Annotated in this window: 27 protein-coding genes and 1 pseudogene; 9 read left to right on the plus strand and 19 right to left on the minus strand. The window is 60.5% G+C overall.

The features are described 5' to 3' along the window. Positions 1-127: 127 nt before the first annotated feature. Positions 128-283: pseudogene (locus HHL26_RS21810) on the minus strand (HU family DNA-binding protein); the annotation flags it as partial. 177 nt (positions 284-460) lie between these two features. On the opposite strand from HHL26_RS21810, the gene HHL26_RS21815 reads away from it, so the two are divergent. Further along, entirely contained in the window at positions 461-997 is a 537-nt protein-coding gene (locus tag HHL26_RS21815; RefSeq protein ID WP_066564733.1) for a hypothetical protein, read from the plus strand. A gap of 29 nt (positions 998-1,026) precedes the next feature. Here the strand turns inward: HHL26_RS21815 and HHL26_RS21820 are convergent, their stop codons facing one another. The 17 genes from HHL26_RS21820 to HHL26_RS21900 all read right to left on the minus strand — a co-directional run bounded on the left by HHL26_RS21820 (position 1,027) and on the right by HHL26_RS21900 (position 15,967). After that, positions 1,027-1,449 carry an HIRAN domain-containing protein gene (locus HHL26_RS21820; RefSeq protein ID WP_169576706.1) on the minus strand — a complete coding sequence of 141 codons (423 nt, stop codon included), beginning with the start codon at positions 1,447-1,449 and terminating at the stop codon, positions 1,027-1,029. 145 nt (positions 1,450-1,594) lie between these two features. After that, entirely contained in the window at positions 1,595-2,413 is an 819-nt protein-coding gene (locus HHL26_RS21825; protein ID WP_169576707.1) for a MucR family transcriptional regulator, read from the minus strand. A 233-nt stretch (positions 2,414-2,646) separates the two neighbouring features. Next, a complete protein-coding gene (locus HHL26_RS21830; protein ID WP_169576708.1) occupies positions 2,647-3,426 on the minus strand; it encodes an LPD7 domain-containing protein in 780 nt (259 codons plus the stop codon). 1 nt (position 3,427) lies between these two features. Then, positions 3,428-5,224 carry a type IV secretory system conjugative DNA transfer family protein gene (locus HHL26_RS21835; protein ID WP_169576709.1) on the minus strand — a complete coding sequence of 599 codons (1,797 nt, stop codon included), beginning with the start codon at positions 5,222-5,224 and terminating at the stop codon, positions 3,428-3,430. Next, positions 5,221-6,234, minus strand: coding sequence for a P-type DNA transfer ATPase VirB11 (virB11, locus tag HHL26_RS21840; RefSeq protein ID WP_169576710.1), 1,014 nt, complete (start codon positions 6,232-6,234; stop codon positions 5,221-5,223). The genes HHL26_RS21835 and virB11 overlap by 4 nt, the downstream gene beginning before the upstream one ends. Continuing rightward, positions 6,231-7,412: a type IV secretion system protein VirB10 gene (gene virB10 / locus HHL26_RS21845; protein WP_346765614.1), complete on the minus strand. Its 1,182-nt coding sequence runs from the start codon at positions 7,410-7,412 to the stop codon at positions 6,231-6,233. Before virB10 ends, virB11 begins: the two co-directional genes overlap by 4 nt. Position 7,413: 1 nt before the next feature. Continuing rightward, on the minus strand, positions 7,414-8,259 hold the full coding sequence (gene virB9, locus HHL26_RS21850) for a P-type conjugative transfer protein VirB9 (protein ID WP_169576711.1): 846 nt from the start codon (positions 8,257-8,259) through the stop codon (positions 7,414-7,416). After that, positions 8,256-8,948, minus strand: coding sequence for a VirB8/TrbF family protein (locus HHL26_RS21855; RefSeq protein ID WP_169576712.1), 693 nt, complete (start codon positions 8,946-8,948; stop codon positions 8,256-8,258). Before HHL26_RS21855 ends, virB9 begins: the two co-directional genes overlap by 4 nt. Positions 8,949-8,950: 2 nt before the next feature. After that, complete coding sequence (locus HHL26_RS21860) at positions 8,951-9,280, minus strand: hypothetical protein (RefSeq protein WP_169576713.1); 330 nt, start codon at positions 9,278-9,280, stop codon at positions 8,951-8,953. Between the two features lie 10 nt (positions 9,281-9,290). Continuing rightward, entirely contained in the window at positions 9,291-10,298 is a 1,008-nt protein-coding gene (locus HHL26_RS21865) for a type IV secretion system protein (RefSeq protein WP_169576714.1), read from the minus strand. A 329-nt stretch (positions 10,299-10,627) separates the two neighbouring features. Beyond that, positions 10,628-11,338, minus strand: coding sequence for a type IV secretion system protein (locus tag HHL26_RS21870; protein WP_169576715.1), 711 nt, complete (start codon positions 11,336-11,338; stop codon positions 10,628-10,630). A 14-nt stretch (positions 11,339-11,352) separates the two neighbouring features. Beyond that, positions 11,353-13,743 (minus strand): VirB4 family type IV secretion/conjugal transfer ATPase, encoded by a 2,391-nt coding sequence (locus HHL26_RS21875; RefSeq protein ID WP_169576716.1) that lies wholly within the window; start codon positions 13,741-13,743, stop codon positions 11,353-11,355. After that, complete coding sequence (locus tag HHL26_RS21880; protein ID WP_157801350.1) at positions 13,736-14,080, minus strand: type IV secretion system protein VirB3; 345 nt, start codon at positions 14,078-14,080, stop codon at positions 13,736-13,738. Before HHL26_RS21880 ends, HHL26_RS21875 begins: the two co-directional genes overlap by 8 nt. Positions 14,081-14,138: 58 nt before the next feature. Further along, positions 14,139-14,516 carry a TrbC/VirB2 family protein gene (locus HHL26_RS21885; protein ID WP_240962546.1) on the minus strand — a complete coding sequence of 126 codons (378 nt, stop codon included), beginning with the start codon at positions 14,514-14,516 and terminating at the stop codon, positions 14,139-14,141. Then, complete coding sequence (locus HHL26_RS21890) at positions 14,516-15,193, minus strand: lytic transglycosylase domain-containing protein (protein WP_100239752.1); 678 nt, start codon at positions 15,191-15,193, stop codon at positions 14,516-14,518. Before HHL26_RS21890 ends, HHL26_RS21885 begins: the two co-directional genes overlap by 1 nt. Continuing rightward, positions 15,193-15,570, minus strand: a complete 378-nt coding sequence (locus tag HHL26_RS21895; protein ID WP_206377573.1) for a hypothetical protein — start codon at positions 15,568-15,570, stop codon at positions 15,193-15,195. The genes HHL26_RS21890 and HHL26_RS21895 overlap by 1 nt, the downstream gene beginning before the upstream one ends. 106 nt (positions 15,571-15,676) lie before the next feature. Then, a complete protein-coding gene (locus HHL26_RS21900; protein ID WP_066564695.1) occupies positions 15,677-15,967 on the minus strand; it encodes a hypothetical protein in 291 nt (96 codons plus the stop codon). Between the two features lie 92 nt (positions 15,968-16,059). Between HHL26_RS21900 and HHL26_RS21905 the strand changes: the two genes are divergently transcribed. The 4 genes from HHL26_RS21905 to HHL26_RS21920 all read left to right on the plus strand — a co-directional run bounded on the left by HHL26_RS21905 (position 16,060) and on the right by HHL26_RS21920 (position 19,341). Further along, on the plus strand, positions 16,060-16,944 hold the full coding sequence (locus HHL26_RS21905) for a toprim domain-containing protein (RefSeq protein ID WP_237230218.1): 885 nt from the start codon (positions 16,060-16,062) through the stop codon (positions 16,942-16,944). After that, positions 16,941-17,525, plus strand: a complete 585-nt coding sequence (locus HHL26_RS21910) for a thermonuclease family protein (RefSeq protein ID WP_237230217.1) — start codon at positions 16,941-16,943, stop codon at positions 17,523-17,525. The genes HHL26_RS21905 and HHL26_RS21910 overlap by 4 nt, the downstream gene beginning before the upstream one ends. 148 nt (positions 17,526-17,673) lie before the next feature. Next, positions 17,674-18,561, plus strand: coding sequence for a recombinase family protein (locus HHL26_RS21915; protein WP_066564693.1), 888 nt, complete (start codon positions 17,674-17,676; stop codon positions 18,559-18,561). 105 nt (positions 18,562-18,666) lie between these two features. Next, positions 18,667-19,341: a sulfite exporter TauE/SafE family protein gene (locus HHL26_RS21920; protein WP_169576717.1), complete on the plus strand. Its 675-nt coding sequence runs from the start codon at positions 18,667-18,669 to the stop codon at positions 19,339-19,341. A 311-nt stretch (positions 19,342-19,652) separates the two neighbouring features. Here the strand turns inward: HHL26_RS21920 and HHL26_RS21925 are convergent, their stop codons facing one another. Next, a complete protein-coding gene (locus HHL26_RS21925) occupies positions 19,653-19,967 on the minus strand; it encodes a hypothetical protein (RefSeq protein ID WP_145907831.1) in 315 nt (104 codons plus the stop codon). A 121-nt stretch (positions 19,968-20,088) separates the two neighbouring features. Here HHL26_RS21925 and HHL26_RS21930 point away from each other — a divergent pair, with 121 nt between their 5' ends. The 4 genes from HHL26_RS21930 to HHL26_RS21945 are packed head-to-tail and all read left to right on the plus strand — an operon-like array spanning position 20,089 to position 24,460. After that, complete coding sequence (locus HHL26_RS21930; RefSeq protein WP_082749255.1) at positions 20,089-22,431, plus strand: TonB-dependent receptor; 2,343 nt, start codon at positions 20,089-20,091, stop codon at positions 22,429-22,431. 49 nt (positions 22,432-22,480) lie between these two features. Continuing rightward, positions 22,481-23,239 carry a glucose 1-dehydrogenase gene (locus HHL26_RS21935; RefSeq protein WP_066564683.1) on the plus strand — a complete coding sequence of 253 codons (759 nt, stop codon included), beginning with the start codon at positions 22,481-22,483 and terminating at the stop codon, positions 23,237-23,239. Beyond that, positions 23,236-23,997 (plus strand): SDR family NAD(P)-dependent oxidoreductase, encoded by a 762-nt coding sequence (locus HHL26_RS21940; RefSeq protein ID WP_066564680.1) that lies wholly within the window; start codon positions 23,236-23,238, stop codon positions 23,995-23,997. Before HHL26_RS21935 ends, HHL26_RS21940 begins: the two co-directional genes overlap by 4 nt. Positions 23,998-24,022: 25 nt before the next feature. Next, positions 24,023-24,460, plus strand: coding sequence for an SRPBCC family protein (locus HHL26_RS21945; protein ID WP_169576718.1), 438 nt, complete (start codon positions 24,023-24,025; stop codon positions 24,458-24,460). Positions 24,461-24,547 lie beyond the last annotated feature (87 nt).

Consider the following 24,547-nt stretch of genomic DNA (forward strand, 5'->3'; position numbering starts at 1 on the left):
AGCAGCTTCATACCGGACCGTTACCAGTCCCGCATGTGCCGGTAGGCTACTGATGACGGAACATCAGGTTTGATCCATGAGATTATTCATGCGCAAACAATTATTTAGACGACTTTCACGTCGCACTTACCTTGAACTTGCCAAATCCGTTCAGGCTCACTTCGTTGCCGTTGGCTGCGGCATTGGCGATGGCGGTAAACACGGCATCGACATAGGTACGCGCGTCGGTCTTGGTGAGGCCATGCTCGGTCGCGATGGCTTCGGCGAGGGCGGTATTGTTCATGAAGGAACTCTCCCAATGTATGGAGAGGCCTTATTTACTGGCTTTTGGGCCAGCGGCAACGGGATTTGCGTCCACAAGCCAATCTACCGCGGTCGGTAAAGTGACATATCTGTTTTTTGTGGTTCCCCAGCGGCGCGGGGGGATTCACAGGGACCGCGCATGTGCTAGATTCCTGATATGTTCCAGCAGCCCGACCTTTTCGAACCCCGCGAAACAGCCCCCACCCTTGGGTCATTGCCCGATCTTATCGACCGAATTTCGCAGGTCTCCAAGCGCCCGCGCTATGCCTTCATGGTGCTGAACCTCATCTACAAGGCCGTGGGGCAAGGCGATAGCATCGGGCCTTATGTCCGCTATGACGGCGCGCTGCTGCCGGTGCGGGACTGGCTTTGCGAGGCGTTGATCCCGTTGGCGCAGAAGGACGGTCGCCGCCGCACGCTGATCGATGCAGTGCGCGCCGATCTTGTGACCAAGGGGCAGCTGCCCGAAGATCCGGTCGCAGCCGAGGCGCGGATCGCGGAGGAAATCAAGGCCCGTATAGTGCGATCGGGCCGTACCAGCATCAGTAGGGCAGCGTCGGACCTGGTCCGCGCGGGGTTGCTGCGCCGCCACTATAAGGGATTCCGGGTCGATCACGCCAACCGGGGCGCGCAGCGCGAAGCGGTTTACACGATCACGCCCGAAGCGAAGCGCGCCCTGGGGCGGGTCCATTAGGGACTGACGCTGGCCGGGCGCGGTGCGCTTCAATCATCGGGCGGCAGATAATCGGGCCAGAAGCCTGATGCGAGATCGGCTTGCTGCGCATAGAGCGCATCGACCGAAAGCACCGACTCAGGTGGGGGCGGGGGCAGGGTAGGGGTGCCGCCATCGAGATGGACCCGGATGATCGCGCCATCGTTGGTCGGTGCCTGGAAGATGGCGCGGACATCCTGTCCTTGCTGGATTTTCGCGCCAATCCAGCCACAGCGTTCAGCGGATAGATAGCCGATCTGAAAACCGCGGAAGGAGAAGACGGCGACGGCGCTGCTGTCTGATCTGTTGGCGGGCTCAAGGATCAGCGAAATCGCGTCGCCCGGATTGAGCATCCGGATTTCGAACTGCCGGTTCGAGCCATCTTTGTTGGTGTATAACGCTCCGACAACGGCTAGACTGATTAACTGGGGCACGGGCTGCGCTTAAGGAGGATCGGTGTTCGCTGTCCAGAGCGGTTGGAGGCCGTCCGCGACGAATGGTTTCGCCGGTAGGCCGTCCACCTAGCGAGATCAAAATGTGCAGCCCCACGTTTTCGTGAGGCTGCACATTTCCCCCTATTCAGTTGGCGGCGGCGGCTTCCGGTGCCTTCGCTTCCACGGGTGTTGGAGCGGCTGGCTTTGCGTCACCCTTCGCAGCCTTGGTCTTGGGTGCTGCCTTTGCCTTTGTAGCAGGCTTCGCCTTCGCCGCAGTTTTCGGCTTGGCGGTTTTCGCCACCTCGCTCTTGGGCGCGCTGGACGGGGCAACCGAGGCTTCGGCCTTCACGGCCGCCGGCTTCTCCGCCTTCGGCGTCGCGATCGACAGGCGCTTGCGGGGCGCGGCCTTTTCCGTCGTAGCGGCCTTGGTGGGCTTCGAGCTCATTTCGGCCTTGGCGACCGGTGCGGGCGAAGCTTTCGGCGTTGCCGCTTTCACAGGCGCCTTGACAGGAGCAACCGTGGGGGCAGGGACGGACGCGGCCCTTTCAACCGGTGCGGCGACAGGCTTCTTCCCCAGACCCAGTTTCTCGGCCACGGCGCGACGCGCATCCGAATAGCTGGGTGCCACGAGCGGATAGGTTTTGGGCAGCTTGTAGCGCTCGCGATATTGTTCGGGCGTCAGGCCATGCTGGGCGAGGTGCCGCTTCAGGGTCTTGTACGGCTTGCCGTCAATGAGGCTGAGGATATGATCCCGCGAAGCAAGGCTCTTTCGAACCGAAACGGCCGGCGCAAATTCTTCCGCTGCTGCTTGCGCGGCGGGCGCCGCCACCTCCTGGGTCAAGGCAGATCGGGTGGTCTTGATCAGCTCCGCAAGACCATCGCTCGAAACACTATTGTTCGAGACGAAGGCGCTCAACAGTTGAACGGTGAGGGCGGTGATGTCGGAATTGGTTTCGTCTGCCATGAGGATTGACCCATCTTGAGTGATGAGCCTGCTGTGCGCGATATTTCCAGCAATGTAAATATTGCGCGTTCTAGGAGATCATAAACGTCTGACGAGTGACCCGGCATTTACTCTTAGACGGCTGTCACTCTCTGATTTCAACAGAGATCAAATCTCTGCCAATTGATCAAACCGGCTGCCCTGCAAAGATGACAAGGACGCTTTCTCCCTTCCGAGCTCCTCGTTCCACCCGATCAGCGTCCGTTGGGTGAGCGTTGCCGTTGCAAAATCTGGCTTTGCTGGATCGAGCGGATGCGCTCATCCTGTTGCTGGCGGATCTGCACGCCCGCAATCCGTTCGCCGCGCTCTATCCGGACAGCCACCTCTTCCTTGCGGCGATCCACAAAGGCGTTCCGCCGACCTTCATCCTGCGGGAAGCGCTTGGCCGCAATCGTCATGGCATGGGCGACATGACTCTGCGCGCGGCGCAGTTCCGGGTCCTTGGCATTGTCGATGTGGGATTGACGGCGGAACCGTTCGGCGAGGTCGGTCCGCAGGTCGGGCTTTTCCTTGCTGTCCCGGACCTGGCTGGCCGTTCTGGACGCGCGCTGCTTAGACTCAGCCTCGCCAACGTCGCGTGTCTGGGTACGTGACTTCGGGGTTCCAGCCTGGAGGGTCTGGTCACGTTGCGCCGCCGCCCGCGTCTTGGCGTCAGGCCGATACCCCTCGATCGTCAGCCCTTGTGCGGCTGCGGCCAGATAGGCGGCGCGCTTGAACTCCGCGTCGCCATTGATCTTGAGCGCCGTCCAGCCATTGGCTTTGGCAAGCCGAATGAGATCGGGGAGGGCGCGGCTATCCTTCGCCTTGATGCGGTCGGGAGAAATCGTCGCCACCGGATACTTGTCATGCGCGCTGCGATAGAGCTTGTCCCCCACCCGCAAGAAACGGGTTTCGAGCTCCTGGGGCATTTCGACGGTGGCGCGCTTGCGCGTCGGCTCGGGTCCAGCTTCGGGAGGGGTGAGGTTATCAGCCATATTATCGCTCCTGCTCAATGATGCCCACACGGCGGTCGCCGCGCTCACTCGCCTCCACGTCGATCAAAATGTCGTCAAAATCCGAGATCACGACACAATCCATGGCGAAGGTCTCAGGGTCAGGGTTCGCCAGCTGGTCGGCGTCGGGCAGAACGCAGGGAGGCAGGTCCTCATCCTCCGCGATGCGCCGGACGATGGGCGCGACGCTCGGTGGCGGAGCCAGCCGGCGCGTGAAATGGCGATCGCCATAATAGCGGATCTTGTCAGCCCGGATCGGCGGCATGCCGCCGCGCAGCAACAGTAGCTCGTCACTGGGGAACTGCATCAGTTCCTGCGGCAGCAACAGCGCGCGGCGATGGTCGGACATGGATTTTGAGCGATTGGCAAGAATGCCATGGATCGTGAGCGACTTGGTGACCGCCTCTTGCCCCACATAGCCGATCCGTTCGGACAGCTCATTGGCAACCCGCAATTCCTTGGGCGTGAACGCGATCTCGACGCCGCAATTGGCGACGATCTCGTCGGCAACATGCTCGCCATAGACAGCGCGAAGCTGGGACCGGGACTGGATGACCGGCAAAAGCCGGATGCCATAGCCGGCCACATAGGAGAAGGCGCCGGCTATGACCTGGGCGCGGCCGAGCCGCGCAAACTCGTCGAGCAGCACCAGCACGGAGATCGGCGTGCGTGCGTCAGGCAATTCGCGGACATTGAGGTCGATAAGCTGTTGGAACAGGAGATTATAGAGCGGCGCGACCCGATCCAGCTCGTCGGGTGACACCCCCAGATAGACCGACATGGGCCGCATCCGCAGTTCGCGCAGATCGAAATCGCTATCCTCGGTGGCCGCATCGACCCGGGGGTTGAGCCAGAGGCTGAGCTTGGATGTGACCGTCTGGACAATGCCGGCAAAGGTGTTGTCAGCGCCCGACGTGAAATCAGCGAGCGCGTTGCGGCAGCCTGCCGAGAGGCGCAGACTCCGATCGTCGAGTATCCGGCGGAAAGTGCCCCGCGTATCGCCCGTGGTCATCAGCCGGTAGATGGCACCGATCGTGAAGGGCCCGTCGGCCTGGGCGAGATAGGCGCCCACGCCGACAAAGGCCGTGCGCGCGGAATCGGTCCAGAAGGGTTCACCCCGCTCAGGAGGCACGAACAACATGGTCGCGATCTTCTGGAGCTCGATGATGACCTGGTCGGCGTCCTGCCTGTCGATATAGCTGAGCGGGTTATAGCGGGCGGTACGGCCCTCGGGTTCGGTCGGGTTGAACAGATAGACGGCCTGGCCATGTTTCGCGCGAAACCCCGCCGTCACATCATAATTCTCGCGCTTCACATCGAGTACGACGGTCGAGCCGGGCCAGCTCAGCAGATTGGGGATGACGATACCGATGCCTTTACCTGAGCGCGTGGGGGCTTCGACGATGCAATGTTCATTGCCCTCGAAAATCAGGTAGCGACCGGATTTCTTGCCCAGAACGATCCCGTCCTTGCCGCGGAAGCCATGGCGCACAATTTCGCGTTCCCTGGCAAAACGGGCCGCGCCGTGCAATGGCGGCTTGCGGGTCACGAACCAGTAAAGAAGCAGACCCGACAGCAGCGATCCGGCTGCCATGCCGCCGGCGAGGCCCTTTTGGACCACAGGGTCACCCCGATAATACCAGAAGAAGGCTGGCATCTTCAGCGGATCATAGGCGGAGGCGGGAAGGCCCAGGGCAAACCACGCGACAATGGAGCCGGTAAGACACAGGAGCAGGAGGACGGCGGGAATGCCGATCGCCAGCGTCGTGCCCCGGCTCATGCGGCGTGCCGCCCTGCGGGATCATAATAGACTTCCGTGACGCGAAACTGCCCTCTCACTTTTTTCATCTGGACCACGACGTCGACGAGGATCTTGAGGAGCGAGCGGATATCGTCACGGCCAAGATCCGCTCCCCCCTCGCTCTCCTTCACCAGCAGGGTGAGCTGGTCGAAGGCCAGTTCCGCCGACGCAGCGTGGATGGTCGTGATCGATCCGGGATGGCCGCTATTGACGTTGCGCAGGTAAAAGAAAGCGGTGCCGTCCCGTAGCTCCTGCAGCAAAATCCGATCGGGCCGCATCCGCAGGGCGCTTTCGAGCAATTCCTTGGCTGTGACCTTGGCGGTGCCCTGGCCGTCCTTGCTGTAGGTCATGTGGACGACATTGCGGTGGGGAACCACCAGCTCGCGTGTGTCTTCGATGGTGAGCAGCCGTTCCTCTTCCGGGATGAGCTGGATCAGCCCCTTGGCGAAGGTCGTTTTGCCCGATCCGGTTGCGCCGGAGATGAGGATATTGAGGCGGCTGCGCACCGCGAGCTTGAAAAATTCGACATGGCGCGCGTCCGCCAGCAGGCCAAGGAGCTGATGCTCGATGTCCGTCATGCCCCGCTCGGCGACCTTCGTTTCGGCAAAGAGGCCACTGGCATCGAATTCCTCCATGCTCATGGCCTTCGTCGAGGGCTTGCGGATTGTGATCGACACTGTTCCGTCCGGCGCCACCGGCGGCGCGACGATCTGGACGCGTTCGCCGGTTGGAAAGATGGTCGAGCAGATCGGGTTTTCGCGCGTGACGTCCTGCGAGGTGAACGCTGCTGCTGCCGTCGCCAATATGTTGAGGCGGGGGAGGGTCAATTCCTCTTCCCGGCCCCAAGTCCAGCCACCCCGCCGCTCGACCGCAACCTCCAGAGGCTGGTTGATGACAACCTCGGTGACGTCCTCGTCATCGAGATATTTGCGTAAGGGCTGGATGGCGTCGTCCAGCACCGCCGTATTGCGGAAGGCGGTGACGGTCATTTGAGACTCAATCCATAAACCTGGGCAAAGTCGAAATCCTGGGCCACGGTGATCGCAAGGTCGGTCCCCTGAGGCACCCGCAACACGGGCTTTATCTGCTGCGTGTCCTGGAGGATGGTGGATGCGGAGTCCGAGGGCACACGGGTCACATTGCTGCCGGCCTGGCCCACGGCATTGGAGGCGACAGAGGCGCCATCCTCCAGCACGCTGAACAGCAGAGCGGAGCCAAAGCGTTCCCAGAAGAAGCGATCGACCTTCCCGCCAATCCCGGCCCGGCCGAGGCTGTCCGATGCCGGTGAAGCAATATCGATCGCCACGCCGCGCGGCGTGACGGCGCGGCTCCACATGGCAAAGAGGCGATATTGCCCACGATTGAGCCCGCCCTGATATTCGCCGAAGACGCGCGTGCCTTTCTCCATCAGCACGACCCGACCATTGTCGGAATAGATGTCGCGTGGAACGATGCAGGTGGCATAGCCGGGCACGCTGCTGTCCATCGCGGTCTGGAGGGTGCAGGGAATGATCGAGCCTGCCGTGACCAGATAATTGCGGTCACCGATCATACGCGCGCTGGTGCGGCCGATCGCGGAGGTGCGCTTGAGATTGTCCAGAGCGGTATTTTGTTGGGAGCCGCCTTCAGCAGCGCTGGCATCGGGCAGGTTGCCGCCGAACGCTGCGGCCTGTTGGCCAAGCGATTGGCCGCTGGTGCCGCTATAGGCAACCAGGGTGGAGCGGCGGGCGGAATCGCGCAGGGCCTGCGCCTCTGCCATCCGTCGCTGCGCAGCGGTTGCTTCCGGCGATTGCGTCCGAGTGGTGCCAGGGGTTCCCGGCCCGATTGCGGGGACCTGCTCGCCGGTGAGCGGAATGGGCGCATTGGGATCTTGCGCGGCTGTCTCCAGCGTGGGCGCGATCACGGTCTTGGGATCATAGGGCACTTCAGGCGCGGGCGGCTTGGCCTTGACCTCGGGCAGCTTGTTGTTACCGCCGACACCCGCAGCGATAGTGAGGCCGGCAAACAGCAGCGAGCCGCCGATGGCCCCGGCCACGATCATCTTCTTCGTGTCCCATTGGAAGGATGTCAGCGAAGGAATGCGGTTGGGGCGATCGACCGCTGCCGCATCCCGGTCGATCTCGTTCATGTCGGGGGTCGCGTCGACGTCGAAATGCCTGTCGTTCACGTCAATTCTCCGTCTTGCGCTCCACCACTTCCGACGCCGTGTCCGTCTTGGGATCGCGGCCGTAGAAGTTCGGGCTGTCATTGTAGATGCACAGCACCACCTTGCCCCGGCGCAGGCGCAGCTGTCGGAACACGCCATGGATCACGACAAATTCGTCGCGCACATCGAAGGAGGCCGTGGCTTCGCTGCCATCGGGATTCACCGTGAAGATGGCGGGGATCTCGCGCTGATTGGGAAAGCGCAGGACCGTGAACTGGCCATTGTCGGTGACTTCGGACGGCTGGATTTCTGACGAGCCCTGCACGCTGTAGTTGAGGTTGCGCATGCCTTCGAGCACGCCAAGGTCGAGCGCTGCCCTGATCGCCCCATTTTGCTGCGCCAGAACCTGGGTGAGCTGCTGGCGGGCAGCGGCCTCCCGGCGGGCTGCCGCCTCCTGCTCGGGATAGCGTACCCTGACCTTGTAGAATGTTTCGGACGAGCGGCCATTGGCGACGGCGGCGAGCGCAAAGGTGTAATTGCGTTTCTGGCCGGCATAGTCGGTGACCACGATGAGATTGGTCCCGCCCGCGCGCTCGCGCGGTTTGATGAACAGGGAATTTTCAGCCGGGGCGACTTCCCAGGACACGGTGTCGCCCATGGCCACGAATTTGATCACCTCGCCTTGCGCGAACTCGATCTGGGTGGCCGTGCGAAAGGCGCTGCGGATCGCGATGACATTCTGATCGCTATAATTGACCTCGCGGACCCGATGATCGGCGGTGACCGGGCGGGGTGTGTTTTCGGCGTGGGCGCTCATCGGGAGCGCACAGGCCAGCATCGCGACTGATGCCATGAGGAGCTGTTTCATTTTCCACCTATCTCTACGTCCGCGCGATAGGCTTTCACCTGGAAGCCGAGCGGATTGGCGTAGCGGCCCGCTTCAGATTCCGGCTTGGAGAGCACGTCGAACGTGATGGTTGCGATGGCTGGCGTTTCGGTGGCCTGCCCATCTCGTTCCAGCCGCTTGGTGAACCGCACCTGGGCCACGGTCGGCGAGATGAAGGAGACCGCCCGCACCGCGACGAAGACCGTATCACTGGCCGTCAGCTGGTTTTGGGGGGAGTCGGGATTGTCCTTCTTGTAGAAGCTGATCCAGCGGCGCTGTTCCTCCGGCGCCGAGAGTGCGAGCACCTGGTTGAAATATTCCTGCCGCGCCTGCGGTATCCAGCCCTCGCGGGACCGGACATAATTGGCGAGAAAATATTTGCGGACCGCCTCATCATAGGTGACCGTCTTGTCGCCGCGAAGCTGCTGGGTCACTTCGGTGGCGCCGGTCGAGCGATCGACGGTGACGACATAGGGCACCACGGTCTTGAGCGGCGATAACATCGCCACCGACGCGACGCCGACCACCGCGATGGTGCTGGCGGCGCCCGCGACGATCCAGGCGAGCCGCTTCGACCGTTCGGCCGCGACGAAGCGTTCCCGATCCCAGCTTCGCGCTTCGGCGAAATAGGCCTTGAGATCCTCGGCGCTGTCTTTGACCCCGATTGCCATGATCAGCAACTCGCATAGACGGCGCGAGAGGCCGCGCCGGGGGCAGGGGGAGGCGCGGCCTCGCTGATCGGTGGCACGCGATCCACCTTCGCTGCTGGACCACCGCTTTGCGGACTGCTGGGTGAAGGGAAGAATTGGGTCGGTGGGGTTACAGGCGTGGGTGCCACTGCACTGCGCGCGGGGAGCGTCGGGAGGATTGTCCCATAGGGATTGGCGGGCCGCTTGGCCTGGCCATTGCAGCGCGGGACCTTGGCTTCCTTGGCCGCAAAGACGGGAGCAGCCGGCGGAAGTGCAAGAAGGGCAAGCGGCACGAGGGCCTTGACGATATTCACGGCATTTCTCCTATCGCGTGCGGGTCAGCGTTCCGCCGCCGCCGTTTCGGCTGCCACCCAATTGCCAGGCGCCCGCACCAATGGCGCGGACGCCGCTTGAGGGTGCGCCCGCCATGGTGCGGCCTGCGGCCGGGGCGAAGTTCACTGTAACGGCGTTGGCAAATTGGGCGGCAAGAGCAGGGCCGCCACCGCCCAGACCCGATGCCAGGCTGGGGATTTGCAGGAAGAAGTAGAAGCCCAGCACATAGAATGACAGAGCCTTCATCACCGCGATCAGCAATTCGTCGTCGTTGCTGATCGCATTGATGAATGTATCGGTCGTTTGCGAGATGAACAGCGTGACCAGCAACGCGAACACCACCAGCATGATATAGCTGATCGCCGATCCCATCCATGAGAAGAACCAGCCCCTCGTCGAATCGAACAACAAGGCAGCCACAAACAGCGGACCGACGACTGCCAGCAGCGCGAGTGCGAAGAGGGCAAAGGCGCAGATCGTGAAACCCAACGCGCACGACAGCAGGGCGACAATCAAAATGATGAGATTGGCAATTGCGGCGAGGATTATCTCGACGAAATTGTTGGGAATGCCGACAAGATTTTTGCCCGCTACGATCGTATGAGCTCGAATAATCTCCTCGATCTTCGTGATCGCGTGGAAGGCACCTTGCAGCAGATTGTCGAAATAACCGCCAAGACCGTTGACGTCTGCGCCTCCGAGCGCGTTGGCGAACTGCCCTGGCAAACCATTCATGGTGAAGAGGCCGATGGATGCACCATAGAGTGAGCTGACTGCCCAGGTAAGGGCTGCGAGCTTCAGCGCGCGATAGACAAATTCACGCGCGGGATATTGCACAGCTCCCCTGAGGATCGCGCCCCCCAGGAGGATGATGTAGATGGTGACGCCGACGCGGAGGGGGGCAGAAATAATACCGATCACCGAAGAATAAAGTGCGATAATGCCGGCGAGGGCGCCATCCACTGAATTCATCATGTTTTCGAAGATCGGAAAATTCATGGCGCTGCCACCTTGTTAATTCTGAATACCAGCCTGACGCTTCAATTTTTCACGTCGCTCATCCTCAATTTTAAGCATTCGCACGGTATCGTCGTTATTACAGTTCTGAGTCACGACAGAGGGCCAACTCGCTACCGGTCTCTGTGAGCTTTTCCATTCCGAACACATCTTTTGAACTGCCGCTGCATCGTCGGAATGAGACATCAAATACTCAACCGAGCGGAGTGGAATGTCAGACCGCAATGTCTCACCAGACTGCGACTGTTCAGACCGGGAACAGGCGGAAAGCAAAAGCAATGCCGCGCTGCTGATTTTGACGACCTGACGCATTATTCGACACCTGCCTGAGATTTGAGCCTTGAGAGTTGACGGTCCTGTGCGGCAACAAAGCCCTGATAATCGGCCTCGGCCTTCGCGCGGCGTTGCAGCTCGACCGCTTGCAGGGCCATCATGTCATTCGTCATCTGCGCCTGTTCCAGCTGAAGGCGAGCGCTCATGTCGGCGCGTTCTGCCGCCGAGTTCGCGCTGGCCAGGCGGCTGCGCAGTTCTTCCAGGCCTTCGCGCCGGCTCGTTACGGAATCGCCCACCGATCCGGCCAGGCCTGCCGTAACAGCCGCGCTTCGTGCACCGGTCTCATAGCTTGCGCGCGTGCTGTCCGAGACGTCGGGGGACAGCTGCCCCATCAAGCCTTGATACACGCTGTCGGAACGACCGCGCAGGCGACCGATCACATCCAGATTTCCGTTGGCATAGCCATCCAGGCTGCCGGAAGAGACGTTTAACTCGCGCATGGCGTCGGTGCGCAGGCTGCTCGCAATGCTCCCGATATCGGTAGCCTTGTTGAGGTCGCGATACAGGTCGCGGGCCTGCTGAAGCTGATTGGCCCCTTGAGCCAACATCGATACGCCCTGGCGAACCTGCTCGAGTTGCTGGAATAGGCCACGGGTATCGCTGACGGGAATACCCTGCGCCTGCGCTGATGTCGCGATGGTCAGAAGCGAGGCCCCTGCCACCCAATAGTGAAGTCTTTTGCCCTTCATCCTACCCTCTCCTCTCAACTTGAGCGTCGGCGCTGATGGAAAATGGGGAGCCACACGGCCGGATCGGGGCCATGTTCGGCGATCACCTCGCAGGCCACGGCAGTCGTTTCCGCACGGCCTGACAGGACGGCCAGCTCATTGTCGAGGCCGGTCAGATCCAATTCGACGACAACAGAATCGTGGCCCTGCTTCACCAGAAATTTGTGGGATTCTTGGGCAAGCTCCTCGCGGATGAGGGCAAATTCGGCCTCCGTCATGGAGAAGCCGTCGATATAGTCCCGCCGCTGGCCATTGGGGTTGGGGAGCATGATCTTCGTCGCGACCTGCTCAAGGATGGAATGGCTGATGTCGCTCTTGAGCGCATCGCCGGGCGATTGGGTCGCGAACACCATGAGCGCATTGCGCTTGCGATATGTCTTCAAGCCGTCCTGCGCGAAGCTGCGAAACGCATTGTCACCCAGCGCCTTCCAGAATTCGTCGATGACGATCATGGTGCGCTCGCCGGTCAGCAGCTTGTCGATGCGATGGAACAGGTAGAGCATCAACGGAGCGCGAATATCGGCATTGTCGAGAAAATCGGTCATGTCGAAGCCGATGAAACGGGCGTCGAGCGTCATTTCGTCGGTGGCGTTATCGAACACCCAGCCCAGCGCGCCGCGCGAAGTCCATTTCTCAAGCCTCGCACCCACCCCGCCTTCATCGGCCATGCCGAGCATGGTCCGCAACGCGTCGAGCGAGCGGGCCGCGGGCGGCAGTTTCATGACGGCCGCAATGCCATCATCAATCCGCTTTTCTTCCTGCACGGAAATGGCCCGTCCTTCGACGCGAACCAATTGGCGGATCCACAGCGATAGCCATGCTCGGTCTTCCGCCGTGTCCGACAATGCCTTCAAGGGCGCAAAGCCCGTCGGTGCGCCGTTGGCGAGCGTCAGATAGCTGCCGCCGCTCGCCAGCACAAAAATCTGGGCGCCGCGATCCTTGTCGATGAAGATCTGCCGGGCACCGGTCTTTTCCGCCTGTGCCATGAGGAAGTTCAGGAGGACCGTCTTGCCACCGCCAGTCGGGCCGATGACCATCGTGTGTCCGACATCGCGCTTGTGGAAGCTGAAGAAATAGGGGCTACGCGCGCTGGTCTTGAGCAGCGCGATGGCATCACCCCAATGATTGCCGGTCGCGTGACCGGCGGGATAGGTATGGAAGGGCGAGAAGGCCGCGAAATTGAGCGACGTGATCGGCGCCGGCCGCGCCCGCCATGCAAAATTGCCGACAAGCTGGCTCCAATAGGCGGCTTCCAGTGCGGCCCCCTCGCGTGCTGCCACCATGCCTGTGTCTGCAAGCGCGGCACGCGCGATCGACATATGATCGCGCAGGGATTTAAGGCTGCCGCCATAGACGGCCAGGGTAAAATGATGGTCGCCGAGCACGAAGCGGTTCGACATGAGATCGTCGGCCGCATCGACCAGATCGTGCATCTGGCTGATCGCCCGATCGTCGGCATTCTCCATCTGTCGCTGCCGCAGGCGGAAGCGCTCCGCTGCGGTGGCGCGGCCGAGGAAGGTGAAGGATTGGGTGAGGACGAACCCGAAATCGACGGCGAGGAGGGATTCAAACTGGCGAGGCGTGGTAAAGGCGGGATATTCCCGAATGCCGAATATGCCGCCGAACGAACTGCGATCCGCATCGCGGACTTCCACGGTCTCTCCACCGAAAATGACCCGCTGCCGATAGAGTGCGCTGCCCAGATGGCCGCGAATGATCGGCACGCGGCGATAGCGGCCGGTCATCACCATCTCGGTGACTTCCAGCGGTTCGGAGAATTTAAGGCCGCATTGCCCATAGATAGCGAGGCGGCGTGGCTCACAGCGGGCCATCAACTTCTCGAAATCCCGGGCCTTATCTTCCAGGAACTCGATCAAATCCTGATCGACCGCATTGGCGGCCGCGTCATTCCTGCCTTTGGACCGGAAGAGATGAATGAGCTTGTCGGCGCCATGCGCAGAAGGGCGCACCAGCAGGGTGACAAAGAAGCGGTTGATGAACATCCGCTCGCGGTTGATGCGACCGAAATAGGCGGCATCCAGATCGCGGGCGAATTTCGATCGGAAATTGCCGCCGGGATATTGTTCGACCCGCGCTCTTACAAGATGCGTCCAGATGGAGAGGCGGTCATCATGGAGGTTGCGGAGCATGCCATTCAATTTGGCGTGCCAATCGTTGAGGTCGCGGACATCGGCGGATTCGAAGGCGCGGCCCTGCAACTCGAAGCTGAGCATAATGGCCCCAGAATCGAGCACGATCATCTGGTCGTTGATATGCCGGGCATAAGGCAGAAACTTGGTCGGCATCACTTCCTTGAGCGCGACCTTCAACGGCACCTGGGCTGAGAGGCGATGGGCATTAGCCATGGCGGCCGAAGCCCTTGCGCGCGATGCCCTTGAGAGGAAGAGGGGTATAGCTCGATCCGCCCCAGAAGGTCCGGTTGCGGTTCGCCGCCTTGGTGCGGAAGAACAGGAAAATCAGCCGAAAGGCATTCACATCCTGACGCACCACGATGCGGGCGAGGCCATAGCAGACCGCCGCCGTGATGAGCGCATAGATCGGATTATTGGTGCCGATGAGGACAATGGCCGAGACCAACAGGATCGGCACGGCGGCCTCAATGGGGATGCCCGCCCATAGGGCAGGGCGCGTCACTGCCAGGAACAGCGTGTTGCGCGCTATTTCTTCTCTCTCCTCGCCCAAGCGGTCCTCCTGGCTCTCAGAAAATGGCGGCCCGGCATCGTGTCGAGCCGCTTGGCTATCAGGCGGAGCCTGCGATCTGATCCACTATCCACGGCGCGGAAAAGATGATCGCAATCCCGATGATCACCGTGACAAGGCCGCCGGTGTTGACCCGCCCCATGAGCCATCCCGCGCCCGCGATGATGACCGCGATCACCGCCAAGGCGCGCAGCAGGCCATTGCTGAGCAGGCTGAGCACATTATTGGCGAAGCCCTCCAGATTGGCAGATTGGGCAAAAGCGGGGTCGGGAGACAGGAGCGTCGCAATGCTGACGATAGCAGCTATGGCTGCAAATGACGTCACCTTGCGTTGCAGTGGTGACATGCCCCTTACATAGCGTTGGACGGACGATCGTACCGGCCACGCGCGTATTTGCGAGACTGCGCTCAATTTCATCAGCTTCCTCCTATTTCCGCGTGACGGGCACGCTCGAAAGCCGCTCGGGAGAAGACGTCCCAGGCGGGCGGTGGCGATGCCGCCGGTGTCGGCCCGGCATTGGCCATATTTTCAGCAGCCAACTCGGCCAGCATCGTGGTGGGGGGCTGGCTCTCCTTGCCGCCTTCTGCGGCGCTTATCGGCGCGGCATAGGCAACAGGGGTCACACCATTGGCGACGCCAGCGTTGCTCAGCACACGATGCACATAGCCGTTGCGAAAACCGCGAATCTGGCTGCCGCTATTGTACATCGAGAGAGCGACGCGCAGGGCCTCCTGGGGCATCCTGCCGTCGCGGACCCGGTGGTAATTGCCCGCAAGCACCTGTCCGGCCGCGCCGATATTGGCGCAGGGATCGAACACGCTGGCCCATGTAAGACCGAGCGCATTCATATTGTTGGAGTTGATCTGCCCAAGGCCAAGATCAACCGAATAGCCTTTGGCGATGTAGCTGCGCGCGATGCGCGCCGCATCCGCCGCATTGGTCGGGCGATCGGGTTGCTGGGCCACACCGTTGACGTTGAGGGCAAACTGATAACCTTTGCTTTCGGTATGCACCACGGCTGCAATCGTGGATGGGGCAACGCCGCTTGCGCATTGTGCGGCCAGCCCCAAGATCGCGGCGGTCGTGAACTGCATTATTGCGGCCCACCCGGAATGGCTGTGGCCTCGGCTTGCGCCACCTCCGCTTGGGTCGGGACAATATAGGTCTGCCGGCTGCCGTCCTGCATCGTCATGACGACAGTGCCGGGTCGCCCATTTTTCGGCTCTCTGTACTTTGCCGCCCTGACACCGCCAGCGGTGCATGTCGGAAAGCCCCCGCCCAGGGCAAGGCTTCGCAATAATTTGCGGATGGGAGGCACGCACTGCGCATATTGCATCCAGCCGCCCGGATTGCTTGCGCACAGCAGCACCTCACAAGCCCATGTGCTGTCGGCGGCCTTGGCCGAATAGGGCGTAGCACACGTCAAAAGGCATGCAGCAACGCCGAAGGAAATAGACAAGCGATTTCGCATGTTTTCACCTCTATGGGAAAACAGCTTAAGTCGCTTTCAGGGCACTGCCTAGCCTGCCCCGATGACGCAAATTCCTGAAACTAAGGGATTATCTGGCTTTTCGATTTCAGAAACGGGATGGATCGTTCCATTGAGGCGATGGATTGACGCCAATCATCGCGCTGTAGCCATAGGCGTTCACAATATGACGAATGGCCGATGAAATCTTTGAATATAAACGGATTCTTTTCTTATCGTAGAGTGCGACATGGTAGGGCGTCGAACCGCGCCAGCTGACCCGGACGTTGATGTACCACTTGCCATCGTCATCCCGTTGATGCACCTGAATGTCGGTGATCGTGCCCGCGACCGGGCGATGGGATGTGAGTTCGCGTTCCAGGATCAGTTCGAGTTCCATTTTACCTCATGCAGCGATTTATATATATATCGCTGGTATCGTGACGTTATTCTTATTAGCCTTAGGGTAAGTGGCAAGTGAGAGGAGGTCCAGTGAGCGGTCGCAATCCCGACGCGGTGGCACGAGATGCCGAACGCATCGTCCGACAGCTTGGCGGCAAATGGCAGGGTGATTACGCCATGTGCCGCTGTCCCGCCCATGCCGATGGCGATCCCAGCCTGTCGGTCCGGGTCGGCCGCAAAGCAGTGCTCTTTCACTGCTTCGCCGGCTGCACCTCCGATGCCATTGTCGAAGCGCTGCGCACCGGCCAATTCGCTCCGCCGGCTGGCCATGATCCTGGCCGACGCCATGAGGGAGGGAAGGCCGACTTCAATAAGCTGGCGCTATCTACGTGGCGCTTTGCCGATCCCTTCATCGGCAGTCTCGCGGAACGGTATATCCGCGGTCGGGCGATCGTGCCGACGGGCATCACCGCCCGCTTTGATGCACGCTGTCAGTTTGGCGGCGGTGAGGACAAGGCTTTTGCGCCTGCTCTCATTGTTCCGGTTGAAGAAGATATCGGTGTGGTCGCCATCCACCGCACCTTTTTGCAGGCTGACGGGAAGGGCAAGGCTGCGATCACCAAGCCCAAGAGGTTGTTGGGAAACCCTGGTGGTGGCGCCGTACGATGGGGTGGAATTCCTGCCGATGGCATATTGCGGCTCGCAGAAGGGGTTGAGGACGCCGCGAGCGTCATGAACATGCTGGAGCCGGAAACCTTCGTGTGGCCGGTGTTGGGGATCGAACGATATCAGGCCATCACCATTCCCGAGAGCATCCACAAGATCATCATCTATAGCCAGCATGGCGGTGAGGCAGAGCGCGCCATTGAACGCGCGGAGCCGCATCTCACTGACAAGGGGCGGCAGCTCGATGTGAAGCTGCCGCCGCACTCTGGCGACTGGAATGACCTTTTGCGTGAGATCCGTTCGCAGTGAAGCTGTTTCCTGGGCTTCCCAACCATCAACGGGTCATGCTTGCGCTGATGTTTGGTGCGGTGTCGGTCTATGCCTTGGCACAGCAAAAGCAGCAGATCGGACGAATTGCGTCGCTGCGATTAATCGATCCAGCACCCCGAGTGATTGATGGTGATACGCTGGAGGTAGCGGGATCAACGGTTCGCACTGTTGGGATTGATGCGCCGGACGATGATCTTCCACAGCTCAAGCGGCTGTCAGCGCAGACGATGGCAGGTCTGGTTCAGCGCGATGGGGGCGTCGAGTGTGCAGCCAGCTTGTTTGATGTCGCGCTTCGCCAGGAACAGCAGTGTCGCAGCCCCGCAACCAGCTATGGTCGACTGAACCTCTCATGTCGCCTGAAGAAAAATGGGGCGAGCCTCGCAGCCACAATGGTCGCGCAGGGCTATGCCGTAGATTATCGGCGATATTCTGGCGGTGCCTATGTGAAGCTGATGCAGCAGGCGGCCCGGCAACGCATTGGTCTATGGGGCCAGAACTATGAAGGCATGCGCCGACTGGCGGTTGATCGAGCGGCGTTGCCGCCGTCTTGTACCTCATAGTCGGGAGCGACGTGCGGGCGCACTGTCAGCGGTTCGATTCCCTCGAGCATTCCCGAATAGAACCTGCGTAACGGGAGCAACCGACCGGTTGCCCCCGTTACCCTATTTGTGACAAAACGGGCCAAACGGCAGATCGGGCGAAATCGAATTGGCTATCTTGGGCTATGCGCGGGTTTCGACGGACGAGCAGGATACCGCTGCGCAACTCGATGCGCTGCGGGCGGCGGGGTGCGCCATCATCTTTGAAGACAAGGCCAGCGGCGCGAGCCGCGAGCGTCCGCAGCTGGCACGCGCCATCGGAAGGGCAGGGGAGGGCGACACGCTGCTGGTGGTCCGCATCGACCGCCTCGCGCGCTCGCTGTCGCATTTGCTGGAGGTCGTGGAGATGCTGAGGAAGAAGGGCGCCCATTTCCGGTCCATCAATGACCCGATCGACACCGGCAGCGCGCAAGGCATGTTGATGACCCAGATGCTGGGCGCGTTTGCGGAGTTCGAAAGGGCGCTCATCCGGGAGCGAACACGGGCGGGGCTGAAGGCCGCGGTCGCGCGGGGCGCCAAACCCGACAACCCCAAGATGCGCGCGCGCGACACGCGCGCCATCGCTGATATCCGCTATGGTCATCGGGAGCGCTATCTCAATGATTTGCTCGATGGGCGGCATCGATGGTTGCCGACGGTCGAGCGTCTGCGCCCGCATCTGCCGTGGAAGCTGGTGGTAAGGCAGTTGCAGGCAATCTCGCCACCAGTCCGCTCCTTCTCGGAACGGACGCTGGTCAAGGCCTGCCGCACTTTGGTGCGCGCTGGCCATGCAAACCCTTCCATTCTCGACAAAGCAGGGCGCTTGCCGCCCGATACCCGCGTCGCGCGGTTACTCGCGGACAGGGTTCGCACGCATCCCGATGCGACGTTGCGGGAACTCGCGACATGGCTTTCGCGCGATCTACGGGAACCCACGGCCCGCGGTGGTCTGTCATGGGCACCCGAAGGCGTGCGCCGCGAGAAGGAGCGGGCGCGCGCTCTTGGACTTCTCGAATGACGTGGCGACCTTCTCAAACTGGCAGGACGGATCAATGACGCAAACTGACGTGCTGACGGTCCGCAATCCCGTCACGACCTTCACTGCCGGATCCTCAACAAGGCCATGAGTTTGATCGTGGTGGCGACCGCGCTGCCGTTCCGCATGGGCACCGTTCCCTTCGCCGAGATCGCCGCGCACTGGCCGGTCATTCTCAACCTGCTTGCCGGAAGCCTTGCGGGAGCCTGGTTCGGCGCCGGATGGGCAATCGGCCTGCGGCCGGAAAACTTGCACCGGTTGATCGGCATCCTCCTGGTGAGGATCGCGATGGTGCTTATGTTCGGTCAAGGCCTGAGCGGCGGCCACAGTCTGGTCGCCGACGGGATGATGCGGATCATTGTCGGCATTCTTGGCGGTTTTGCGATCGGCATCGTTGCAGCGCTGCTTGGGGTTGCCGGCGGCGAGTTGCTGATCCCGACGCTGATCCTGCTGTTCGGTGTCGACGTGAAGCTGGCTGGCAGCCTGTCGCTCGCGATCAGCCTGCCCACGATGATCGCGGGGTTCGCGCGCTACAGCCGCGACAGCAGCTTCGCGGTGATCGGACGGCATCGCATGTTCGTCATCATCATGGCGCTGGGCCCGATCGTAGGCAGCTTCATTGGTGGTCGGCTGCTCGGCATCGTGCCCGAAGCTGCGCTACTGCCCATGCTGGCGGCGATTTTGATCGCATCGGCGGCGAAGATGCTATTCCAGCGCCGCCATGGGCTTCAACGAGGACCGGATCAGAATAGTCGGGTCTGAACCGCCTGAGCCGAGGGGCCAGGCTTCTGTTTGCTGTTGAGATTGGCGGTTTTGCGCCGGACTTTTCGTGGCCATTCGGGCTGCAAGGCCATGTCCGGCGGAGCCTCCCAGCGCGCGGCAGATTCGGATATCTTTTGGTAGGCGTTGATGCGCCTGCATAATCTGTTGAACATGGCGAAGTGTCGCGGGCGCTTATGGAGCGCGAAGACCCGTTGGTAGAACGACGGCGGCCATCTGTCTGGCTGGCCAGGTAACGCTCAAGCGCTCTATCACTCGCTCCGCGCACGAAAATCTCGATCGCTGGTTCCGCGTCATGCACCAAACCAGATTACGACGTGGCGTAGCCAGTTGCTGGCGGGCAGGGATATTGCTTCGGCCAACGCATCGGAAACGGCCGAGCCGCCGGTCGGCGTAAAGACGTTGCTCTGGGCGAAGCCATGGAGAATTCGCTGGGCCGACCCCATTACGCCTTCTATCCTCTGCAGCGTTTCTTGCATTGGGTAACGACGAAGGAGAGGATGTCGCATGATGTTTAGAAATCTGGTTCGTTCATCGCCTGATTGCAGGATAAATGCGATCCTGCAATCAGGATTGTATCGTGCAGCAAACGCCGCGGCCAACAGCATCTCAGAGCCGCCTTTTTGAGCGGGGCTGGACAAAGTCACCCCGTCAGGTGACATCGCGTGATCGACTAGCCGCATAAGCTGCTCTTCAGACCCCAAATAGGGGTATTCCAGGAGGGGATGAATGAAACAGGATTTTTATACATCTGCAGCAATCGCCGCCCTGTGCTGCTGGTCTATGGCGGTTAGTGGGCAGGCTAACGCTCAATCTGCGGGCGCGCCCGCCCCAGTTGCGCAGCCGGCCTCTCAAGAAACCGGACTTGGCGAAATCATCGTTACTGCGCAAAAGCGCGAGCAGCGGCTGAATGATGTGGGCGTCACCGTTTCGGTCGCCTCCGCTACGCAGCTTCAGAGCGCCGGGGTCGTCGATGCAGAGGGGCTCGGCGCGGTTGTGCCTGGATTTACGGCCTCTACCAGCGTGTTCGGTCCGCCGGTCTTCTCGCTGCGCGGCGTAAACTTCAACTCCTTTCAGGCATCAGCGCCTCCAACTGTAAGTTCATACATCGACGAAGCTGCGATTCCTTATCCTGTTATGGGGCAAGCCTTGTTCCTCGACGTCGAACGGGTCGAGGTGCTCAAGGGGCCGCAAGGAACCCTGTTCGGCCAGAATGCGACTGGTGGCTCCATCAATGTGATTGCGGCAAAGCCGACAGCGGAGCTTTCTGCAGGCTTTCGGATTGACGTTAATCATTGGGATGAAACCAATGCCGAAGGCTTTGTCAGTGGTCCGCTTTCAGACACGTTGAGAGCGCGCCTCGCCGTTCAGACCACGCAGTTCGGTGGTTGGCAGCGCGGTTATTATCTAAATGATCAAAAGAACGGCGATCAAAACAAAATTGCAGGGCGGTTGCTCCTCGACTGGACTCCCACGGATAGGCTCAAAGTTTCGGTCAATCTGAATGCGGCTAAAGACCGCAGCGAGCAGCAGCAAGCCCAGGCATTCCTCATCCAGCCTGTGAATCCGGCTGCGCCTTCCGCACAGCCGTTCCTGCTGTATCGGGACAATTTGCCGACGAACGCCCGCGATGCCGATTTCGACTCGGGTTATGACACGCGAGCGGACAACTATACTTACCAGGGTGTCCTTCGCGCCGATTATGATGTTACCGATCAGCTGACGTTGACCTCCATAACGAACTACATTAAAACGCGCTTTCGCTCGCCGCATGACCAAGATGGCACCGCCGTTCCCATGCAGCCCGCGACTGCGAAGGCCGACATCAAGTCCTTCAATCAGGAAATCCGGATCGCAGGCAACTACAAGGACATCGGTCTCAACTTCGTGTTGGGTGCAAGCTACGGCAAGGATGACATCACCGAAGGCGTCGCCAACTCCTATGTCGGATATACCGGGTTTCCGCCCAACTCTCCTGCCGAATGGATATATGATCTAACCCAGCGCGCTGCGGCAGTGTTCGGTAGCGTGGACTACGAGGTGATCGACGGGCTGACCCTTACTGCCGGTGCGCGCTACACCGAGACGAAGCAGACGATCAGCGGCTGCACGTTCGATCGGGGCGGCACGCCAGGTATCCGAGGTGTCTCGCAGGCTATCGTTGGAGCAATCAATCCGGCGCTGGCTGCTGCCTATGTTTCCGGCGGATGCATCACGATCGATGATGGAGGTACGGCTCCCACATTCTTGCCAATTTTTGCCGACGGCCAGCAGAAGGAACATAATGTTGCCTGGCGGGGCGCCATCAATTACAAAGTAACGGACGACGTACTGCTTTACGGTTCAGTGAGCCGCGGTTTCAAGGCAGGAACCTTTCCTGTCATCGTGAACCTGTTCAATTCCGTCATCCAGCCGGTGAAGCAGGAAAAGCTGACTTCCTATGAGGCTGGCGCGAAGCTGACGCTGCTGGATAATCACGTCCAGCTGAACCTCTCGGCTTTTCACTATGACTATGTGAACAAGCAGTTCTTCTCATTTCTGCCAGTCCTGCAGGGTGCGCTCGTTACAGCTACACTGGTGAACATTCCCAAATCGACCGTCGATGGCGCGGATTTGGAAATTACGGCGCAATTTGGGGGGCTACGTCTCAGCGGCGGGGTCACCTATATCAAAACCAAGGTGGAAAATTACGTTGGGTTTGACTTCGCTGGTCAGCCGCTCGATTTTTCGGGCAAGGAGTTTAACTATGCTCCACCTTGGTCAGCTAATCTCGATGCGGAATATAAGTTTGATACAGGGGGAAACCTGACACCCTTTATTGGCGGGACCGTGACCTATCGCGATAAGACCTATGCTGATCTTGGGGAAAATCCCGCTTTCGCCATGCCGTCCTACACTCTGCTGGATGCCAGGTTGGGCGTGGAGTCCATCAATGGATGGCGGGTCAGCATTTATGGCCGCAATCTGACGAACAAATATTATTGGAATTCGGTGGCTTCTTCCGGCGACGGCGCCGTACGCTTCACCGGCGAGCCGCGCACGTTCGGCGCGAACTTCAGCTATCGTTTTTAATGACAAACCGGGGGCGGATCCAGAATTGGCCCCCGGCAAAGGAAATGGCATGAACGCCGAAACATTGCTGGGCGAGGTTGCCATTGTCACCGGAGCGGCCGGTGGGATCGGCGCCGCAGCGGCGAGATCGCTGGCGGCTCTTGGAGCCAAGGTTGTCCTGACGGACGTGAAGCAGGCCGAAGGCGCGTGCGTCGCCGCAGAAATTGGCGAGGCCGCTCGGTTTGCGGCTCATGATGTCAGCAACGCTTGTGACTGGAGCGCCGCTGTTTCTATAGCGGAAGATGCGTTCGGTCCGATTTCCATCCTCGTGAACAACGCCGGGATAGCTCTGCCTCCGGCGCCTCTGCACGAAGTGAGCGAGGTGGATTACCGGCGTACGATCGATGTCAATCAGGTCTCCTGCTTTCTCGGCATGAAGGCGGTTGTGCCTTCCATGATTCGCTTTGGCAGAGGTGCAATTGTGAACGTCTCGTCCGTCGCGGGCTTGAAAGCCGAATGGGGGGCTATTGCCTATACAGCGAGCAAGTTTGCCGTGACGGGTATGACGAAGGTGGCCGCGCTCGATCTCGCTAAGGATAAAATACGAGTGAATTCCGTTCACCCCGGATTGGTCGACACGCCGATGGTGCGACCCGATGGGGGGGAGGAGGCTTTCGCTCCAATCCTGCAATTTGCTTCGGGGCTGCCGATACCACGCCCCGGGACGCCGGAGGAGATCGCAAACGTTATCGTCTTTCTGGCGTCGAATTCGGCCAGTTTCCTCACCGGCGGGAGCTTTGCCGCCGATGGCGGCTGGACGTTGCGATGACCGCTACGACTTCTAGGGCGCCGCGTCTGAAGGGGAGGGTCGCCGTGGTGACGGGCGCGGCGCAAGGAATCGGAGAGGCAACAGCGCGCCGTCTCGCGGAAGAAGGTGCACAGGTTATGTGCATCGATCTGGACGAGAGGGTGAAAGCCGTGGCGGAGGCAATCGGCAATCAGGCATGTGGGAGTATCGGCGACGTTGCCGATTCGTCCGTGCTGAGGGCTGCCCTGTGCGACATCGAGCAGCGTTGGGGCCGGATCGACATCTTAGTGAATAATGCGGGAATCGACGGTGTGCCCGCCTTGCTGGCTGACGGCGAGGAACGAGATTTCGCTCGGGTGATCGATGTTAATTTGCGGGCTTGCTGGTTGGCTATGCGGCATGTCCTGCCTTCAATGGTCGCGGGGGGAGGCGGGGCCATCGTCAACATCGCGTCAGTTGCCGCTCTCATCGGCTTTGAAACCTTGTCCATCTATGCGGCCTCCAAAGCCGCGGTAGTCGGCATGACTCGGTCTGCGGCATTGGAATATGGCCGCCATAACATTCGCGTCAACGCGCTATGTCCGGGCGGTGTTCTGACTTCCCTGGCCCTTTCGTTCATGGAGGAAGGGATGGTGGAAGCCTGGGCAGATAAGCACGCCTTAAAACGCTTTGCCGAACCCAGCGAAATCGCTGCTGTGGTAGCATTTCTCGCCAGCGACGACGCGTCCTTCATTACTGGAGCTGCGATACCCGTCGACGGCGGAATGACGGCTCAATAACGTACATAAATGAGGAACAGTTCTAATGCCCACGGTGCGCGCGCGTAGGATAATCAATGCACCCGTCGCCCAGATCTGGGCGGCGATCCGCGACTTCGGTTCGCATTCACAATGGATTGAGCATCATCCAAAAATAACACTGGAGGGCGGTGACGGGCTCACGATCGGCGTGAGGCGGAGAGTAACCTATTCCGACGGGAGCTATTTCGATGAAGTACTCACGGGCATGGATGATCGGGTTTGGGTCCAGGAATATGACGTTATCGGCGAATTGCCCCTGCCGGTCTATAATGTCTATGGCGCGATGCAGCTCTACCCCGTCAGTGGCGAAGGTCCGACCCTCGTCGAGCGCCGCCTGACCTATGACACGCCTCTGCCGGAAGCCGAGGCGCGAGATTTCGAACAAAGCCGGCTTCAACTGCTCTCGGGGAGTCTCGACATACTGGCAGCGCTGTTCGAATAATCCAAGGAGTCTTCTGATGCAAATACCTCCCTCTCCCTATGAACTGACTCCGGGTCTTCTCAGCGATATTGTCAGTCAAGTGGTTCC

The organism is Sphingobium sp. TB-6 (assembly GCF_012927365.1).
Lineage (GTDB): Bacteria > Pseudomonadota > Alphaproteobacteria > Sphingomonadales > Sphingomonadaceae > Sphingobium.

Coding starts and splice junctions, on each gene's coding strand:
- HHL26_RS21895 (WP_206377573.1), bottom strand. CDS start 15,570: ATGCGAAATCGCTTGTCTATTTCCTTCGGCGTTGCTGCATGCCTTTTG.
- HHL26_RS21875 (WP_169576716.1), bottom strand. CDS start 13,743: ATGGCTAATGCCCATCGCCTCTCAGCCCAGGTGCCGTTGAAGGTCGCG.
- HHL26_RS21885 (WP_240962546.1), bottom strand. CDS start 14,516: ATGAAATTGAGCGCAGTCTCGCAAATACGCGCGTGGCCGGTACGATCG.
- virB11 (WP_169576710.1), bottom strand. CDS start 6,234: ATGACCGTCACCGCCTTCCGCAATACGGCGGTGCTGGACGACGCCATC.
- HHL26_RS21825 (WP_169576707.1), bottom strand. CDS start 2,413: ATGGCAGACGAAACCAATTCCGACATCACCGCCCTCACCGTTCAACTG.
- HHL26_RS21900 (WP_066564695.1), bottom strand. CDS start 15,967: ATGGAACTCGAACTGATCCTGGAACGCGAACTCACATCCCATCGCCCG.
- HHL26_RS21935 (WP_066564683.1), top strand. CDS start 22,481: ATGAACGCCGAAACATTGCTGGGCGAGGTTGCCATTGTCACCGGAGCG.
- HHL26_RS21815 (WP_066564733.1), top strand. CDS start 461: ATGTTCCAGCAGCCCGACCTTTTCGAACCCCGCGAAACAGCCCCCACC.
- HHL26_RS21930 (WP_082749255.1), top strand. CDS start 20,089: ATGAAACAGGATTTTTATACATCTGCAGCAATCGCCGCCCTGTGCTGC.
- HHL26_RS21870 (WP_169576715.1), bottom strand. CDS start 11,338: ATGAAGGGCAAAAGACTTCACTATTGGGTGGCAGGGGCCTCGCTTCTG.
- HHL26_RS21830 (WP_169576708.1), bottom strand. CDS start 3,426: ATGGCTGATAACCTCACCCCTCCCGAAGCTGGACCCGAGCCGACGCGC.
- HHL26_RS21865 (WP_169576714.1), bottom strand. CDS start 10,298: ATGAATTTTCCGATCTTCGAAAACATGATGAATTCAGTGGATGGCGCC.
- HHL26_RS21940 (WP_066564680.1), top strand. CDS start 23,236: ATGACCGCTACGACTTCTAGGGCGCCGCGTCTGAAGGGGAGGGTCGCC.
- HHL26_RS21945 (WP_169576718.1), top strand. CDS start 24,023: ATGCCCACGGTGCGCGCGCGTAGGATAATCAATGCACCCGTCGCCCAG.
- HHL26_RS21835 (WP_169576709.1), bottom strand. CDS start 5,224: ATGAGCCGGGGCACGACGCTGGCGATCGGCATTCCCGCCGTCCTCCTG.
- HHL26_RS21855 (WP_169576712.1), bottom strand. CDS start 8,948: ATGGCAATCGGGGTCAAAGACAGCGCCGAGGATCTCAAGGCCTATTTC.
- HHL26_RS21920 (WP_169576717.1), top strand. CDS start 18,667: ATGAGTTTGATCGTGGTGGCGACCGCGCTGCCGTTCCGCATGGGCACC.
- HHL26_RS21890 (WP_100239752.1), bottom strand. CDS start 15,193: ATGCAGTTCACGACCGCCGCGATCTTGGGGCTGGCCGCACAATGCGCA.
- HHL26_RS21925 (WP_145907831.1), bottom strand. CDS start 19,967: ATGCTGTTGGCCGCGGCGTTTGCTGCACGATACAATCCTGATTGCAGG.
- virB9 (WP_169576711.1), bottom strand. CDS start 8,259: ATGAAACAGCTCCTCATGGCATCAGTCGCGATGCTGGCCTGTGCGCTC.